Below are 16,406 nucleotides of genomic sequence, written 5' to 3' on the forward strand. Positions count from 1 at the left end.
GATCTGTCGTGCGAGCTGTGTTAACCTGTCGCGCACGTTTTCTCTGGCTGGAGTTTTTAATGCACCTTGATATCGCATGGCAGGACGTCGATACCGTTTTGCTGGATATGGACGGCACGCTTCTCGATCTCGCGTTTGATAACTTCTTCTGGCAAAAACTGGTGCCGGAAACCTTTGGCGTCAAACAAGGCTTAACGCCAGAAGAAGCGCAGAACGTTCTCCGTCAGGAGTATCACGCCGTGCAGCATACGCTAAACTGGTACTGTCTGGATTACTGGAGCGAACGCCTGGGCCTGGATATTTGCGCCATGACCACCCAGCAGGGGCCGCGCGCGGTGCTGCGTGAAGATACGGTGCCGTTTCTGGATGCGTTACAAAAAAGCGGTAAACGCCGCATTTTACTGACCAATGCGCATCCGCATAATCTGGCGGTCAAACTTGAGCACACGGGTCTTGCGTCGCACCTTGATTTATTACTTTCCACCCATACATTTGGTTATCCGAAAGAGGATCAGCGCCTGTGGCAGGCTGTCGCGCAGGAAACCGGGCTTAATCCTGAACGGACGCTGTTTATCGATGACAGCGAACCGATTCTTGATGCAGCGGCGAAATTTGGCATCCGCTATTGCCTGGGCGTCACCAACCCGGATTCCGGGCTTGCGGAAAAACGTTATCTGCGCCATCCAGGCACTAATGACTACCGCGGCATGATCCCCTCACTTCTCAAGGAGATGTGATGAAACAGCAGCCTGCGCAAGAGGTTCGTCTGGATAAGTGGCTGTGGGCCGCGCGTTTTTATAAAACTCGCGCCCTTGCCCGCGAAATGGTTGACGGCGGCAAAGTGCATTACAACGGGCAGCGCAGCAAGCCGAGTAAAATCGTCGAGCTGAACGCCACGCTCACGCTGCGTCAGGGAAATGATGAGCGAACCGTGATCATTAAAGGCATTACGGAGCAGCGCCGACCGGCAAATGAAGCTGTCGAGCTGTATGAAGAGACGGCAGAAAGCATCGAGAAACGCGAAAAAATGGCGCTGGCCCGCAAACTTAACGCGCTCACCATGCCCCACCCCGATCGCCGCCCGGATAAGAAAGAACGTCGCGATCTAATAAAATTTAAATTGGGTGACAGCGAATAACGCCCACCCGCAAGAGAGATAATCATGGCCATTCAAGACCAATTACACCGCTACCTTTTTGAAAACTACGCTGTTCGCGGCGAGCTGGTGACCGTTTCCCATACCTGGAAACAGATCCTCGAAAACCACAACTATCCGCTGCCGGTAAAAACGGTGCTCGGCGAGTTGCTGGTTGCCACCAGCCTGCTGACCGCAACGCTGAAATTTGCCGGTGATATCACCGTGCAGTTGCAGGGTGACGGCCCGATGAGCCTGGCGGTGATCAACGGTAACAATCGCCAGCAAATGCGCGGTGTGGCGCGTGTTCAGGGCGATGTGCCGGAAAATGCGGATCTGAAAACGCTGGTGGGTAACGGCTATTTGGTTATCACCATTACGCCGGAAGAGGGCGAGCGTTATCAGGGCGTTGTGGGTCTTGAAGGTGATACGCTGGCGGCTTGTCTGGAAGATTACTTTATGCGTTCAGAGCAGTTGCCAACACGCTTGTTTATCCGCACCGGCGAGGTCGATGGCCAACCCGCGGCGGGCGGCATGCTACTGCAGGTATTACCGGCACAGGAAACGCAGGCCGAAGATTTTGAGCATCTGGCCGTGCTGACGGAAACCATCAAAGCGGAAGAGTTGCTGACGCTGGCGGCGGAAGATGTGCTGTGGCGCTTGTATCACGAAGAAGAAGTCACGCTGTACGATCCGCAAGATGTGGAATTCAAATGCACTTGCTCGCGCGAACGCTGCGCGGGTGCGCTGAAGACACTGCCGGACGAAGAAGTGGATAGCATCCTCGCTGAAGAGGGCGAAATCGACATGCACTGCGACTATTGCGGCAGCCACTATCTGTTTAACGCGATGGATATTGCCGAGATCCGCAACAACGCCTCCCCTGCCGATCCACAGGTGCATTAAACCTCCTTCCTCACGCCGCCTGCGGGCGGCGCTTTTGCATGACTCGTCACGTTTCCGCTAAAATCCTCAATGAAAGTGTTACGTAACTTACTTTCATGAAAGCGATTACAGTCACAAAGCCGCGGTTAAAAATGTCGTCTTACGCCATTTTTGGAACATTTACCCCATAAATGAGACTATTTTTGCCATAATCCGTCTCGTTACGTGACCACAATCACAGTGTTTTCCGTCAGTCTGGGTTTGTCGAGTTAGGTAAATCTATGAGCCTCGTCCCGGTAAGCGGGTAAAAAACAACCCTACAATTTCAGGCAGTACATATTGGCTAAGGAGCAGTGACATGCGCGTTAAGAGCTTAACCCCGCAGGATCTCAAGGCTTATGGTATCAACGATGTTCAGGATGTCGTCTACAACCCCGATTACGATACGCTGTATCAGGAGGAGCTCCGTCCAGACCTGGAAGGATATGAGCGTGGTGTGCTGACGAATTCTGGTGCTGTCGCCGTCGACACCGGTATTTTTACCGGCCGTTCGCCGAAGGATAAGTATATTGTGCGTGATGACACCACCCGCGATACCGTGTGGTGGTCCGATAAAGGCAAAGGCAAGAACGACAACAAGCCGATCTCGCCTGAGGTCTGGCAACATCTAAAAGGCCTGGTCACCAGGCAGCTTTCCGGCAAGCGTCTGTTTATTATTGACGCCTTTTGCGGCGCAAACCCGGACACGCGTCTCTCGGTGCGTTTTATCACCGAAGTGGCCTGGCAGGCGCACTTCGTGAAGAACATGTTCATTCGCCCGACCGAAGAAGAGCTGGCAAGCTTTACGCCAGACTTTATCGTGATGAATGGCGCGAAATGCACCAACCCACAATGGCAAGAGCAAGGTCTCAACTCGGAAAACTTTGTCGCCTTTAATCTCACCGAACGCATCCAGTTGATTGGCGGAACCTGGTACGGCGGCGAGATGAAGAAAGGTATGTTCTCAATCATGAACTACCTGCTGCCGTTACAGGGCATCGCCTCAATGCACTGTTCAGCAAACGTCGGTGAAAAAGGCGATGTTGCCGTGTTCTTCGGGCTTTCCGGTACCGGCAAAACCACCCTCTCCACCGACCCGAAACGCCGCCTGATTGGCGACGATGAACACGGCTGGGATGATGACGGCGTTTTCAACTTCGAAGGCGGTTGCTACGCCAAAACTATTCGGCTTTCGGAAGAGGCTGAACCGGATATCTTCCACGCCATCCGTCGCGATGCGCTACTGGAAAATGTCAGCGTCCGCGCCGACGGCAGCATTGATTATGATGATGCGTCGAAAACGGAAAACACCCGGGTGTCGTACCCGATTTACCATATTCAGAACATCGTAAAACCGGTCTCCAAAGCAGGCCACGCCACGAAAGTTATCTTCCTTACGGCAGATGCGTTCGGCGTGCTGCCGCCGGTTTCACGCCTGACCGCCAGCCAGACGCAGTACCATTTCCTTTCCGGTTTTACCGCTAAACTTGCCGGAACCGAACGCGGCGTCACCGAGCCGACACCCACCTTCTCGGCCTGTTTTGGTGCCGCGTTTTTATCACTGCATCCAACGCAATATGCGGAAGTGCTGGTGAAAAGAATGCAGGCGTCAGGCGCGCAGGCGTATCTGGTCAATACCGGCTGGAACGGCACCGGTAAACGCATCTCTATCAAGGATACGCGGGCGATTATCGACGCGATCCTTAATGGCTCGCTGGACGATGCGGAAACCTTTACCCTGCCGATGTTCAACCTGGCCATCCCGACTTCGCTGCCGGGCGTAGATACGCGCATTCTCGACCCGCGCAATACCTACGCGTCTGCGGAGCAGTGGCAGGAGAAAGCTGCGCAGCTGGCAACGTTGTTTATTGAAAACTTCGAGAAGTACACCGATACCGCCGCCGGTGCCGCGTTAGTCAGCGCCGGGCCAAAAGTGTAATTTGGCTACGCAAGAGAAACAAAACCCGCCAGATGGCGGGTTTTTTTACGCTTCTTTATTCTGCCCGCTCAGCCGGGCAATCGGGATCGGCAGCCAGGCGCGAATACAGAGCCCGCCCCGCTCGCTGGTACCCAATTCAAGAATGCCGTTATGGTTATCCACAATACGCTGCACGATTGCCAGCCCCAGGCCCGTACCGCTGGTGCTGCGCGCGCTGTCACCGCGGACAAACGGCTGGAACAGATGTTCGCGCTGCTCCGGTTTGATGCCCGGGCCGTCATCTTCGACCTGGAACCAGGCGCGATTGTGCTCGGTACCGCTGCTGACTTTGATCCAGCCATTGCCGTAGCGCGCCGCGTTAACCACCATATTGGCAACCGCGCGTTTAATGGAAAGCGGGTGCATACGCACGAAAATCTCGCTCTCTTTCAACCCGGTATCGATCTCACGCTCGTAGCCGCTTTCCGCCGCGATGACTTCACCAAGTACTGCGTTCAGTTCGGCCACTTCCATCGGCATTTCCTGCCCGGTACGCAGATAATCGATAAACTGCTCGATAATCGCGTTGCACTCTTCAATATCTTTATTAATGGATTCAGCGAGATAGCCATCTTCTTCCGCCATCATCTCCGTCGCTAAGCGAATACGCGTGAGCGGCGTACGCAGATCGTGGCTGACGCCCGCCATCAATAACGTGCGATCGTCGGCAAGCTGCTTCACCCCGGCGGCCATCTGGTTAAAGGCGCGGGTAACCGAGCGCACTTCCGACGCGCCATATTCACGCAGCGGCGGCGGAATATGCCCTTTCCCCACCTTCAGCGCGGCGTGTTCCAGGTCAACAAGTGGTCGGTTCTGAATGCGGATAAACAACCAGGCACCGCCTATCGCCAGCAGCATAATCGCCAGCGTGTAGCGGAACAGTGGGGAGAAATCCCCTTGATGAATTTCGGTCAGCGGTACGCGCACCCAGATATTGGGCGACAGCCAGGTTTTCAGCCACACCACCGGTGAGCTTTTATTCACCTCAACGCGCACTTCGGTCGGGCCGCCAAGCTGCTGTGCCATTTGCTGACTTAAGAATTCGTAATGCTGCGCCCAACGCAGACCGGCGTCTTCTGCGGCCTCGTTGGAGTAAAGCGAAATGCCCAGCTCGCGGTAAATCTCACGGCGAAACGCCGGAGGCACCACCAGCTGCGTGCCGTCCTCCAGTTGCAGTTTATCGGTCATCAACATACGCACTTCGTAGGCGAGAACCTTATTAAACTGCTGGAGGCTGGGCAGAATGGCGAAGTTCAGCACCACCAGGTAGGTCGTCACCAGGCTGGCGAACAGCAAGGTGACGATAAGTAACAGGGTGCGGGCAAAAGAACTGCGCGGCGAGAAACGCACTCGCATCATGCTTTAGAGCCGTCCGGTACAAAAACGTAGCCAAGACCCCAAACGGTCTGGATATAGCGCGGGTGCGCCGGATCTTCTTCCACCATGCGACGCAAGCGCGAGATCTGCACGTCAATAGAACGCTCCATCGCCGAGTATTCACGCCCGCGCGCCAGGTTCATCAGCTTATCGCGCGATAACGGCTCACGCGGATGGCTCACCAGTGCTTTCAGCACCGCGAATTCACCGCTGGTCAGCGGCATCGGTTCATCTTCGCGGAACATTTCGCGCGTACCAAGATTCAGCTTGAACTTACCAAACGCAATTACCGCTTCTTCCTGAGACGGCGCGCCCGGCAGTTCATTCGCCTGGCGGCGCAGCACAGCACGAATACGCGCCAGCAGCTCACGCGGATTAAACGGTTTGGGAATATAATCGTCGGCACCAATTTCCAGACCCACAATACGGTCCACTTCTTCGCCTTTCGCCGTCACCATAATAATCGGCATCGGGTTGCTCTGGCTGCGCAAACGGCGGCAGATAGAGAGGCCATCTTCGCCTGGAAGCATTAGATCCAGCACCATCAAATGGAAAGATTCACGGGTTAACAGACGATCCATCTGCTCAGCGTTAGCCACGCTGCGAACCTGGAAGCCCTGCTCGGTAAGGTAACGCTCAAGCAATGCGCGCAGGCGCATGTCGTCATCCACGACCAGAATCTTATAATTCTCTTGCATTGTTTATACTCCCAAAGGTTCCGACAATAATGTTTCCGTATTCTAGAAAAGTGCGCGTTCACGACCAGCGAAATCTGGTATACATTCTAGTCGAAATTGTTACAAAGCATATTTAACAGCAGCTTATATGCATATGTCATCACAGAAAGCATGATTAATCTGCACCTTACACTATCGCGTTTGTAACGTGTGTGCAGGCAAGAACGTCACGGAAATAAGGCCCAAGAATGAAAACGCCCCTGATTACCCGCGAAGGTTATGAAAAACTGAAGCAGGAACTCGATTTTCTCTGGCGTCAGGAGCGCCCGGAAGTCACTAAAAAAGTCACCTGGGCGGCCAGCCTCGGCGACCGCAGCGAAAACGCTGATTATCAGTACAACAAAAAGCGCCTGCGCGAGATTGACCGCCGCGTGCGCTATCTCACCAAATGCCTGGAAAATCTCAAAATCGTTGATTACTCCCCTCAGCAGGAAGGCAAAGTCTTTTTTGGCGCCTGGGTGGAAATCGAAAACGACGACGGCGATACATTGCGTTTTCGCATTGTGGGTTATGACGAAATTTTCGGCCGCAAAGATTACATCTCTATCGATTCGCCGATGGCGCGCGCCCTGCTCAAGAAAGAGGAAGGCGACGTGGCGGTAGTGCAAACGCCCGGCGGTGAAGCAACCTGGTACGTCAATCAAATTGAATACGTGAAATAACCCCCAGAACCGTCCGAGAAGCCCTGTGCGGCTGGCATTTTGCGATGCCAGTCCGTATAACTATCCCCTGATTTTTGTTCAGAAGATGAAATGACATGATGAATGATTCGCTCTGCCGCATTATTGCGGGTGAACTTCAGGCACGAACCGAACAGGTGGAATCCGCCGTTCGCTTGCTTGATGAAGGGAACACAGTGCCGTTTATCGCGCGCTATCGTAAAGAGGTCACCGGCGGTCTGGACGACACGCAATTGCGTCAGCTCGAAACCCGCCTTGGTTATCTGCGCGAGCTGGAAGAGCGCCGCCAGGCGATTCTGAAATCGATTGGCGAACAGGGCAAACTCAGCGATGAGCTGGCAAAAGCCATTAACGGTACGCTGAGCAAAACCGAGCTTGAAGATCTCTACCTGCCGTACAAACCAAAACGCCGCACGCGCGGGCAAATCGCCATTGAAGCCGGGCTGGAGCCGCTGGCAGATTCCCTCTGGAATGACCCGTCGCAAGATCCGGAAACACTGGCCGCAACGTTTGTCGATGCCGACAAAGGCGTCGCCGACAGCAAAGCGGCACTGGATGGCGCGCGCTATATCCTGATGGAACGCTTCGCGGAAGATGCCGCGTTGCTGGCAAAAGTGCGTGACTATTTGTGGAAAAACGCCCATCTCGTCTCCACCGTGGTTAGCGGCAAAGAGGATGAAGGCGCGAAATTCCGCGACTATTTCGATCATCACGAACCGATTTCGACTGTCCCTTCGCACCGCGCGCTGGCGATGTTTCGCGGGCGTAACGAAGGTGTGCTACAACTGGCGCTGAACGCCGATCCGCAGTTTGATGAGCCGCCAAAAGAGAGCCACTGCGAGCAAATTATTATCGACCACCTCGGCCTGCGCCTGAACAACGCGCCAGCGGACAGTTGGCGTAAAGGCGTGGTGAGCTGGACGTGGCGTATCAAAGTGTTGATGCATCTGGAAACGGAGCTGATGGGCACGGTGCGCGAACGCGCTGAAGACGAAGCCATCAATGTTTTCGCCCGTAACCTGCACGATCTGCTGATGGCCGCCCCTGCCGGGCTGCGCGCCACGATGGGTCTTGATCCGGGCTTGCGTACCGGTGTGAAAGTCGCGGTGGTGGATGCCACCGGCAAACTGGTCGCCACCGACACGATCTATCCGCATACCGGGCAAGCGGCAAAAGCGGCGGTAGCCGTCGCAGCGCTGTGTGAAAAACACAATGTTGAACTGGTGGCGATTGGTAACGGCACCGCCTCGCGCGAAACAGAACGCTTCTACCTCGATGTGCAGAAACAGTTCCCGAACGTGACCGCGCAGAAAGTGATTGTCAGCGAAGCGGGCGCATCGGTTTATTCCGCTTCCGAACTGGCGGCGCTCGAATTCCCGGATCTGGATGTTTCGCTACGCGGTGCGGTCTCTATTGCCCGCCGCTTACAAGACCCGCTGGCGGAGCTGGTGAAAATCGATCCGAAATCTATCGGTGTCGGCCAGTACCAGCACGATGTCAGCCAGACGCAACTGGCGCGCAAACTGGATGCAGTTGTGGAGGATTGCGTGAACGCCGTCGGCGTCGACCTGAATACCGCCTCTGTGCCGCTGCTGACGCGCGTCGCCGGTTTAACCCGCATGATGGCGCAGAATATTGTCGCCTGGCGCGATGAAAATGGTCAGTTCCAGAACCGCCAGCAGTTGCTGAAAGTGAGCCGTCTGGGGCCGAAGGCCTTTGAGCAGTGCGCGGGCTTCCTGCGTATTAACCACGGCGACAACCCGCTGGACGCATCCACCGTTCACCCGGAAACCTACCCGGTAGTTGAACGTATTCTGGCGGCAACCGAGCAGTCACTGCGCGATCTGATGGGCAATAGCGCGGAGTTGCGTAAGCTGAAAGCCAGCGATTTTACCGATGAGCAGTTTGGTGTGCCGACGGTCACTGACATTATCAAAGAACTGGAAAAACCAGGCCGCGACCCGCGTCCGGAGTTTAAAACCGCGACCTTTGCCGAAGGCGTGGAAACGATGAATGACCTGCTACCGGGCATGGTGCTTGAAGGCGCGGTCACCAACGTGACGAACTTTGGCGCCTTCGTTGATATCGGTGTGCATCAGGATGGTCTGGTGCATATTTCATCGCTGGCGGATAAGTTCGTCGAAGATCCGCATACCGTGGTGAAAGCGGGCGATATCGTGAAGGTCAAAGTGCTGGAAGTGGATTTACAGCGCAAACGAATCGCGTTGACCATGCGTCTGGACGAACAGCCAGGCGAGACCAATTCCCGTAGAGGGATTGGTAGCACAGGCAATCGCGATAACGCGAACCGCAACGCGGCTCGTCCGGCGAAAGCGCCACGCGGTCGCGACAACCCGCCAGGTGGCAACAGTGCAATGATGGATGCACTCGCTGCGGCAATGGGTAAAAAACGTTAATCTTTACCCCTCCCTTCACCGGGAGGGGTATTTTTTGCAAACACGTTCGAAAAAGTCCAGATTAAATCTGTCAAATGATGAACGAAAAGCAATTAACTCGTTATTTCAGCTGTTATTTACTATTCAAAATTATTAACTAATCACTACCTGTATTTAATTACGCAATCGGCATCGGCGTTATTTTCCTTGCGCGGCGCATATTACAAACATTAAACGCGAATTAACTTTGTAAAATAAAAATTACCTTTTTAACCTGGCGGTAATATTTTCTCGTTTTGCGCTGGTAATACACAACCCAACAAATTTTTGAGCTACGTCAAAAGAGAATCAAATTCTCATTTCTGCCCCCGGCAAACGCATTTTTATGATTGATGATAAAAACTATTCTCATTATCATTGGATCAGTAGATTATTTCTCCACTCCTTCGATGATGAACAGTGCGCCAGACGGCGCGTGGAAACTCTTGACTCGCAGCGTAAATAAGTAGGCTCTATGCAATTCTCTCCAGACAGTGCGTGGAAAATTACCGGTTTCTCCCAAGAAATAAGTCCGGCCTGGCGACAGAAACTCCTGTCATTAGGGATGTTGCCCGGTTCCTCTTTTAATGTGGTGCGCGTCGCCCCTTTGGGTGACCCCATTCATATTGAAACCCGCCGCGTTAATTTAGTGTTACGGAAAAAAGATCTCGCGTTCCTTGAACTGGAAGCGGTATCTCGTTAATCAGCCAGTTGTTACAAAGAGTGCTAAGTAAAAATGAAAAAATTGACCATTGGCTTAATTGGTAACCCTAATTCTGGCAAGACAACGTTATTTAATCAGCTCACCGGCGCGCGTCAGCGGGTGGGAAACTGGTCCGGCGTAACCGTTGAGCGCAAAGAGGGACAGTTCAACACGACCGACCACCAGGTGACGCTGGTCGATCTTCCCGGCACCTATTCGCTCACTACCATTTCCGCGCAAACGTCGCTCGATGAGCAAATCGCCTGCCACTACATTTTAAGCGGTGACGCCGATCTGGTGATCAACGTGGTCGATGCCTCCAATCTTGAGCGCAACCTTTACCTGACGCTGCAATTACTGGAGCTGGGCGTGCCGTGCATTATCGCCCTCAACATGCTGGATATCGCGGAAAAACAGAAAGTCCGTATTGATATCGATGGTCTTGCCGCACGCCTGGGCTGTCCGGTGATACCGCTGGTTTCCACGCGTGGTCGCGGGATTGAAGCGCTTAAAATGGCTGTCGACCGTCACCAACACAACGACAACGTAGAACTGGTGCATTACGCCCAACCCCTTTCCCGCGAAGCAGACGCGCTGGCGCAGCAAATGGCCGATGATGTGCCATTACAGCAACGCCGCTGGATGGGCCTGCAAATGCTGGAAGGTGATATCTACAGCCGCGCCAATTCTGGCGTAAACGAACAGCAACTGGCTGCCTCGCTCGCTCGCCTGGGAGCGGAAATGGACGACCCTGCGTTGCATATTGCTGATGCGCGTTATCAGTCAATTGCGGCGATTTGCGATACCGTCAGCAACACGCTCACCGCCGAGCCAAGCCAGTTCACCGCCGCGGTTGATCGCATCATCATTAACCGCTTTTTAGGGTTGCCGATCTTTTTGTTCGTCATGTATCTGATGTTCCTGTTCGCGATTAACATCGGCGGCGCGTTCCAGCCGATTTTCGACGCAGGCTCAGTCGCGATCTTCATTCACGGTATTCAGTGGCTGGGTTATACGCTGCACTTCCCGGAATGGCTGACCGTATTCCTCGCACAAGGGCTTGGTGGCGGCGTGAATACCGTGCTGCCGCTGGTGCCGCAGCTCGGCATGATGTACCTGTTTATGTCCTTTCTTGAGGACTCCGGTTATATGGCGCGCGCCGCGTTTGTGATGGATCGTCTGATGCAATCGCTGGGGCTACCAGGCAAATCTTTCGTACCGCTGATTGTCGGTTTCGGCTGTAACGTACCGTCAGTGATGGGCGCACGCACATTAGACGCGCCGCGTGAACGTCTGATCACCATCATGATGGCGCCGTTTATGTCCTGCGGTGCGCGTCTGGCCATTTTCGCGGTGTTCGCTGCCGCCTTTTTCGGCCAGCAAGGAGCGCTCACCGTCTTCTCGCTGTATGTGATTGGTATCGTGATGGCGATCCTTACCGGTCTGGTGCTGAAACATACGCTGCTGCGCGGCGAAGCATCGCCGTTTGTGATGGAACTGCCGGTGTATCACGTGCCGCATCTGAAAAGCCTGTTGCTGCAAACCTGGCAGCGTCTGAAAGGCTTTGTCATCCGCGCGGGTAAAGTGATTATCATCGTCAGCATTTTCCTCAGCGCGATGAACAGCTTCTCGCTGGATGGTCGTACCGTACACAAAATTGATGAATCTGCACTGGCCTCAGTCAGCCGCGTCTTTACCCCGCTGCTGGAGCCGATTGGCGTGCATGGCGACCACTGGCAAGCCACCGTGGGTCTTGTTACGGGCGCAATGGCGAAAGAGGTGGTCGTCGGTACGCTGAACTCACTTTACACCGCGGAAAATATTGAGCAGGAAGCCTTTAACCCGGCGGAATTCAGCCTGACGGGTGAGCTGATTGCCGCTCTGGAAGACACGGCGAAAAGCGTGAAAGAGACGTTCAGCCTGAGCGTACTGGCTAACCCAATCGAAGCCAGCAAAGGCGATGGCGAAATGGCGACCGGCACCATGGGCGTGATGAGCGAAAAATTTGGCAGTGCAGCAGCCGCTTACAGCTACCTGATTTTTGTGCTGCTTTATGTGCCGTGCATCACCGCGATGGGCGCTATCGCCCGCGAATCCAGCCGTGGCTGGATGGGCTTCTCGGTGCTGTGGGGGCTGAATATCGCTTACTCGCTCGCCACGCTCTTTTACCAGACGGCGACCTTCAGCGAGCACCCGGTCTACAGCCTGACCTGTATTCTGGCGGTTCTGCTGTTTAACGTGGTGGTAATTGGCGCCCTTCGTCGCGCCAGAAGCCGGGTGGATGTCAGCCTGCTGGCAACGCGTAAAACCGTCGCCAGCTGCTGCGACAGCCCGGCGGGCGATTGTCACTAAGGAGCAACAACGATGGCGTCGTTAATTGAAGTGCGTGATTTGTTGGCATTGCAAGGCCGGATGGAGGCTCAGCAACTGAGCGCCGCGCTGCATACGCCGCGCGCGATGATCGACGCCATGCTCGCTCGCATGGAAGCCATGGGTAAAGCCGTGCGTATTCAGGAAGAGGCTACCGGTTGTTTAACCGGTAGCTGCAAGCAGTGCCCGGAAGGGAAAAGCGCCTGCTCTCGCGAGTGGTGGGCGCTGCGTTAAACAAGCCTGGCTTTCAGCGCCAGCAACGCCTCGCAGAACGCGGCAGGATGGGAAACAAACGGCGCATGTGCCGCTTTCGGGAAAATCAACGACTCGCTCTGCGGCCACATATCATCCAGTAACGGAACGATTTTACGCGGCACCAGTCCGTCAAGACGGCCATACATACGTAAAAACGGCAGCGTCAGTCCACTCAGTGCTTCGCGTAAATCTACCGTTTTTAAAATCTCCAGCCCGCCGTTCAGCACTTCCGTTGGCGGCATCGGAAGCGACAACACCGCGTTTTTCAGCTCGCGCGCATCCTGCCTTGCGGTTTCGGTGCCGAGCGTCTGCAATGCCAGGAAACGCTCAACGGTACGCTGAAAATCCTCACTCAATTGGTGTTGAAAACCGGCCAGCACCTCAGGTTTGATACCCGCCCAATCGCCCTGCGCGCTAAAACAGGGCGATGAAGCAACCGTAACCAACGCACTGACGCGTTCAGGTGATTGCAACCCAATCTGGCTCGCCACCAGCCCGCCCAGGCTCCAGCCCAGCCATATCGCCTTTTGTGGCGCGTGAGATAACACGATATCCGCCATCTGTTGCAGCGCCAACGCGCCAAACCCTTCACTTCTGCCATAGCCCGGCAGATCCACTAAATGCAGCGTAAATTGCGAACTCAGTTCCGGTGTAATGCAATCCCAGACCTGCGCATTCATCCCCCATCCGTGCAGCAGCACAAGATGACAATTTCCTTCGCCTTTGGTTTGCCACCAGATGTTCTTCATCAGCTATCGTTCTCTTCTTTCACACAAGGAGGTGGCACATGCTAACAGTGCCAGGCTTATGCTGGCTATGTCGAATGCCATTGATGCTGAGCCAGTGGGGAGTCTGTTCCGGCTGCACGCGCGCCATGGAAGTGCGCGAAAAAGTTTGCCCTTTGTGCGGTTTACCTGCCGCTCGCGACGACATTGCCTGCGGGCGCTGTCTGCAAAAACCGCCGCCCTGGCAGCGGCTGATTGCCGTCAGCCGTTATGCACCACCGCTTAGTCCGCTGGTGCAGCAGTTTAAATTTATGCCTCGCCCGGAAATCGCCCGCGCGCTGGCCCGTCTGCTGCTGTTAGCCGTATTAAACGCACGCCGCAGCGGAAACTGGCAGACGCCGGATATTATCCTCAGCGTACCGCTACATGCGCGTCGCCAGTGGCGCAGAGGCTTTAATCAAAGCGATCTCCTGTGCCGGGCGCTGGCGCATTGGTTGCAATGCCCATACTCTTCCGGCGCTCTACGCCGGGTGCGGGCAACGCCTGTGCAGCATCAACTCAATGCCCGTTTGCGCAAGCAGAACCTGAAAAATGCCTTTCGTCTTGAATTGCCCGTTGCCGGTCTCCATATCGTCGTGGTGGATGATGTCGTCACGACCGGCAGCACCGTTGCGGAAATCACCCGGCTGCTATTACGCAGCGGCGCAGCAACTGTTCAGGTCTGGTGCCTGTGTCGAACCTTGTAGACCCTCGATGATGGGCGTATTATAACCAAGTAAAATAGTCAACTATTAGGCCATTGCTATGATCCGTATTTCCGACGCTGCCCAAGCGCACTTTGTCAAACTGCTGGCAAATCAGGAAGAAGGGACACAAATCCGCGTATTTGTGATTAACCCAGGCACACCCAACGCTGAGTGTGGCGTCTCTTATTGCCCGCCGGACGCGGTTGAAGCCACCGACACCGCGCTGAAATTTGAACAACTGATTGCCTATGTCGATGAGCTGAGCGCGCCGTATCTGGAAGATGCGGAAATCGATTTTGTCACCGACCAGTTGGGTTCCCAGCTGACGCTGAAAGCGCCGAACGCCAAAATGCGTAAAGTGTCCGACGACGCGCCGCTGATGGAGCGCGTTGAGTATTTGCTGCAGTCGCAAATCAACCCGCAGTTAGCCGGCCACGGCGGCCGTGTTTCGCTGATGGAGATCACCGATGAAGGCTACGCCATTCTGCAGTTTGGCGGCGGCTGTAACGGTTGCTCCATGGTCGACGTGACGCTGAAAGAGGGTATCGAAAAGCAGTTACTGACCGAGTTCCCGGAGCTGAAAGGCGTGCGCGATCTGACCGAACACCAGCGCGGCGAGCACTCTTACTACTAAGCCTGATTTCTGCTGTAGATTGCCCGGCGGCGTTCTGCTTGCCGGGTCTACAACGTTAATCCTGTGTTACCCGTATCTCCCCGCCCACATTTCTCTTTTCATACCTGTTTAGTTTCCTGGCGTTAATATGACGCATGTCTCAGATCTTACATTTAGATCGCCAGAGTGATTCTCTTTTCGTGGATGTTACCCGTATCATTCCTGCCAGCACTGACAACTTAAAAAACATCCGACTACAATTTTTAGCAATGGATGTCAGCCGCAACGGTGCCGCAGCTCGCTCCTTCCTCTTTCGGGAATTTTCAGCGGCTGCCAGAAATACTGACGTTACCCATAACAAATTAAAGGCCAGGTAAATCATGCCATTAGTCATAGTCGCTATCGGTGTTGCTCTCTTACTCCTGTTAATGATCCGCTTCAAACTGAACGGATTTATCGCCCTGATCCTTGTGGCGCTCGCCGTGGGGATGATGCAGGGCATGCCGCTCGATGCCGTTATTAAATCCATTAAAAATGGTGTTGGCGGTACGCTCGGCAGCCTTGCGCTGATCATGGGTTTTGGTGCCATGCTCGGCAAACTGCTGGCGGACTGCGGCGGCGCACAGCGCATTGCCACCACGCTTATCGAAAAATTTGGTCGCCAGTACATTCAGTGGGCAGTGGTGCTGACCGGTTTTACCGTCGGTTTCGCGCTGTTCTACGAAGTCGGCTTCGTACTGCTGCTGCCGCTGGTGTTTACCATTGCGGCATCCGCACGTATTCCGCTGCTGTATGTGGGTGTGCCGATGGCGGCAGCGCTGTCAGTGACGCACGGCTTTCTGCCTCCACACCCGGGCCCAACAGCGATTGCGACCATTTTCCATGCGGATATGGGCAAAACGCTGCTCTACGGAACACTGCTCGGTATCCCAACCGTTATCCTTGCTGGCCCGGTCTATGCCCGTTTCCTGAAAAGCATTGATAAACCGATCCCGGATGGTCTCTACAACGCGAAAACCTTCACCGAAGAAGAGATGCCGGGCTTTGGCGTCAGCGTCTGGACATCGCTGGTACCGGTGATCCTGATGGCACTGCGCGCGGTAGCAGAAATGCTGCTGCCGAAAGGCCATGCGCTGCTGCCTTACGCTGAATTCTTCGGCGACCCGGTCATGGCAACAATGATTGCGGTGCTGATTGCGGTATTCACCTTCGGCCTGAACCGTGGCCGTTCGATGGACGACATCAACGAAACGCTGACCAGCTCCATCAAAATCATTGCCATGATGCTGCTGATCATCGGTGGTGGTGGTGCGTTCAAACAGGTTCTGGTTGATAGCGGCGTCGATAAATACATCGCTTCAATGATGCATTCCACCAATCTCTCCCCGCTGTTTATGGCGTGGTCAATTGCCGCAGTGCTGCGTATCGCGCTGGGTTCCGCCACCGTTGCGGCAATCACCGCAGGTGGTATTGCAGCGCCGTTGATTGCCACCACCGGCGTAAGCCCGGAGTTGATGGTGATTGCAGTCGGTTCCGGTAGCGTGATTTTCTCTCACGTTAACGATCCGGGTTTCTGGCTGTTCAAAGAGTATTTCAACCTGACCATCGGCGAGACCATGCGCTCCTGGTCGGCGCTGGAAACCATCATTTCCGTGTGCGGTCTGGTTGGCTGCCTGCTGTTGGGCATGGTGGTTTAATTCAGTCGCTGCACGTAAAAAGGCCCGGATA

16 protein-coding genes are annotated in these 16,406 nt (G+C 54.7%); 13 read left to right on the top strand and 3 right to left on the bottom strand.

The genetic code is table 11. The features are described from left to right. The first annotated feature begins 59 nt into the window (after positions 1–59). The 4 genes from yrfG to pckA all read left to right on the top strand — a co-directional run bounded on the left by yrfG (position 60) and on the right by pckA (position 3,998). Positions 60–737, top strand: coding sequence for a GMP/IMP nucleotidase (yrfG, locus tag AAIG26_RS16055; protein WP_045507969.1), 678 nt, complete (start codon positions 60–62; stop codon positions 735–737). Continuing rightward, a complete protein-coding gene (hslR, locus tag AAIG26_RS16060) occupies positions 737–1,138 on the top strand; it encodes a ribosome-associated heat shock protein Hsp15 (protein ID WP_020455549.1) in 402 nt (133 codons plus the stop codon). The genes yrfG and hslR overlap by 1 nt, the downstream gene beginning before the upstream one ends. Positions 1,139–1,162: 24 nt before the next feature. Then, on the top strand, positions 1,163–2,041 hold the full coding sequence (gene hslO / locus AAIG26_RS16065) for an Hsp33 family molecular chaperone HslO (RefSeq protein ID WP_045507837.1): 879 nt from the start codon (positions 1,163–1,165) through the stop codon (positions 2,039–2,041). A gap of 337 nt (positions 2,042–2,378) precedes the next feature. Beyond that, positions 2,379–3,998: a phosphoenolpyruvate carboxykinase (ATP) gene (gene pckA / locus AAIG26_RS16070; protein ID WP_160268457.1), complete on the top strand. Its 1,620-nt coding sequence runs from the start codon at positions 2,379–2,381 to the stop codon at positions 3,996–3,998. Between the two features lie 45 nt (positions 3,999–4,043). Here the strand turns inward: pckA and envZ are convergent, their stop codons facing one another. Then, complete coding sequence (envZ, locus tag AAIG26_RS16075) at positions 4,044–5,396, bottom strand: two-component system sensor histidine kinase EnvZ (RefSeq protein ID WP_017459527.1); 1,353 nt, start codon at positions 5,394–5,396, stop codon at positions 4,044–4,046. After that, the gene (gene ompR / locus AAIG26_RS16080; protein ID WP_001157751.1) at positions 5,393–6,112 is read right to left on the bottom strand and encodes a two-component system response regulator OmpR; all 720 of its coding nucleotides are present in this window, start codon (positions 6,110–6,112) and stop codon (positions 5,393–5,395) included. Before ompR ends, envZ begins: the two co-directional genes overlap by 4 nt. A gap of 227 nt (positions 6,113–6,339) precedes the next feature. Between ompR and greB the strand changes: the two genes are divergently transcribed. From greB to feoC, 5 genes are all read left to right on the top strand, one after another. Further along, positions 6,340–6,813, top strand: coding sequence for a transcription elongation factor GreB (gene greB / locus AAIG26_RS16085; protein WP_017459528.1), 474 nt, complete (start codon positions 6,340–6,342; stop codon positions 6,811–6,813). Positions 6,814–6,908: 95 nt separating this feature from the next. Next, the gene (locus AAIG26_RS16090) at positions 6,909–9,248 is read left to right on the top strand and encodes a Tex family protein (protein ID WP_343180961.1); all 2,340 of its coding nucleotides are present in this window, start codon (positions 6,909–6,911) and stop codon (positions 9,246–9,248) included. Between the two features lie 493 nt (positions 9,249–9,741). Then, positions 9,742–9,969 (top strand): ferrous iron transporter A, encoded by a 228-nt coding sequence (gene feoA / locus AAIG26_RS16095; protein WP_017459530.1) that lies wholly within the window; start codon positions 9,742–9,744, stop codon positions 9,967–9,969. Between the two features lie 33 nt (positions 9,970–10,002). After that, on the top strand, positions 10,003–12,321 hold the full coding sequence (gene feoB / locus AAIG26_RS16100) for a Fe(2+) transporter permease subunit FeoB (protein ID WP_343180962.1): 2,319 nt from the start codon (positions 10,003–10,005) through the stop codon (positions 12,319–12,321). Between the two features lie 12 nt (positions 12,322–12,333). Continuing rightward, positions 12,334–12,573, top strand: coding sequence for a [Fe-S]-dependent transcriptional repressor FeoC (feoC, locus tag AAIG26_RS16105; protein ID WP_020455557.1), 240 nt, complete (start codon positions 12,334–12,336; stop codon positions 12,571–12,573). On the opposite strand, the gene bioH is transcribed toward feoC, so the two are convergent. Further along, the gene (gene bioH / locus AAIG26_RS16110; protein ID WP_343180963.1) at positions 12,570–13,343 is read right to left on the bottom strand and encodes a pimeloyl-ACP methyl ester esterase BioH; all 774 of its coding nucleotides are present in this window, start codon (positions 13,341–13,343) and stop codon (positions 12,570–12,572) included. The genes feoC and bioH overlap by 4 nt on opposite strands. Before the next feature lie 38 nt (positions 13,344–13,381). Between bioH and gntX the strand changes: the two genes are divergently transcribed. The 4 genes from gntX to gntT all read left to right on the top strand — a co-directional run bounded on the left by gntX (position 13,382) and on the right by gntT (position 16,375). Beyond that, on the top strand, positions 13,382–14,065 hold the full coding sequence (gntX, locus tag AAIG26_RS16115; RefSeq protein WP_045507819.1) for a DNA utilization protein GntX: 684 nt from the start codon (positions 13,382–13,384) through the stop codon (positions 14,063–14,065). Between the two features lie 58 nt (positions 14,066–14,123). Then, complete coding sequence (gene nfuA / locus AAIG26_RS16120) at positions 14,124–14,699, top strand: Fe-S biogenesis protein NfuA (RefSeq protein ID WP_017459535.1); 576 nt, start codon at positions 14,124–14,126, stop codon at positions 14,697–14,699. A gap of 134 nt (positions 14,700–14,833) precedes the next feature. After that, positions 14,834–15,055 carry a hypothetical protein gene (locus AAIG26_RS16125; RefSeq protein WP_147271695.1) on the top strand — a complete coding sequence of 74 codons (222 nt, stop codon included), beginning with the start codon at positions 14,834–14,836 and terminating at the stop codon, positions 15,053–15,055. A 3-nt stretch (positions 15,056–15,058) separates the two neighbouring features. Beyond that, on the top strand, positions 15,059–16,375 hold the full coding sequence (gntT, locus tag AAIG26_RS16130) for a gluconate transporter (RefSeq protein ID WP_020455560.1): 1,317 nt from the start codon (positions 15,059–15,061) through the stop codon (positions 16,373–16,375). Positions 16,376–16,406 lie beyond the last annotated feature (31 nt).

The sequence above is a fragment of the Kosakonia sp. PSU_27 genome, from assembly GCF_039409795.1.
Classification (GTDB): Bacteria; Pseudomonadota; Gammaproteobacteria; order Enterobacterales; family Enterobacteriaceae; genus Kosakonia.

Coding starts and splice junctions, on each gene's coding strand:
- yrfG (WP_045507969.1), top strand. CDS start 60: ATGCACCTTGATATCGCATGGCAGGACGTCGATACCGTTTTGCTGGAT.
- hslR (WP_020455549.1), top strand. CDS start 737: ATGAAACAGCAGCCTGCGCAAGAGGTTCGTCTGGATAAGTGGCTGTGG.
- hslO (WP_045507837.1), top strand. CDS start 1,163: ATGGCCATTCAAGACCAATTACACCGCTACCTTTTTGAAAACTACGCT.
- pckA (WP_160268457.1), top strand. CDS start 2,379: ATGCGCGTTAAGAGCTTAACCCCGCAGGATCTCAAGGCTTATGGTATC.
- envZ (WP_017459527.1), bottom strand. CDS start 5,396: ATGATGCGAGTGCGTTTCTCGCCGCGCAGTTCTTTTGCCCGCACCCTG.
- ompR (WP_001157751.1), bottom strand. CDS start 6,112: ATGCAAGAGAATTATAAGATTCTGGTCGTGGATGACGACATGCGCCTG.
- greB (WP_017459528.1), top strand. CDS start 6,340: ATGAAAACGCCCCTGATTACCCGCGAAGGTTATGAAAAACTGAAGCAG.
- AAIG26_RS16090 (WP_343180961.1), top strand. CDS start 6,909: ATGATGAATGATTCGCTCTGCCGCATTATTGCGGGTGAACTTCAGGCA.
- feoA (WP_017459530.1), top strand. CDS start 9,742: ATGCAATTCTCTCCAGACAGTGCGTGGAAAATTACCGGTTTCTCCCAA.
- feoB (WP_343180962.1), top strand. CDS start 10,003: ATGAAAAAATTGACCATTGGCTTAATTGGTAACCCTAATTCTGGCAAG.
- feoC (WP_020455557.1), top strand. CDS start 12,334: ATGGCGTCGTTAATTGAAGTGCGTGATTTGTTGGCATTGCAAGGCCGG.
- bioH (WP_343180963.1), bottom strand. CDS start 13,343: ATGAAGAACATCTGGTGGCAAACCAAAGGCGAAGGAAATTGTCATCTT.
- gntX (WP_045507819.1), top strand. CDS start 13,382: ATGCTAACAGTGCCAGGCTTATGCTGGCTATGTCGAATGCCATTGATG.
- nfuA (WP_017459535.1), top strand. CDS start 14,124: ATGATCCGTATTTCCGACGCTGCCCAAGCGCACTTTGTCAAACTGCTG.
- AAIG26_RS16125 (WP_147271695.1), top strand. CDS start 14,834: ATGTCTCAGATCTTACATTTAGATCGCCAGAGTGATTCTCTTTTCGTG.
- gntT (WP_020455560.1), top strand. CDS start 15,059: ATGCCATTAGTCATAGTCGCTATCGGTGTTGCTCTCTTACTCCTGTTA.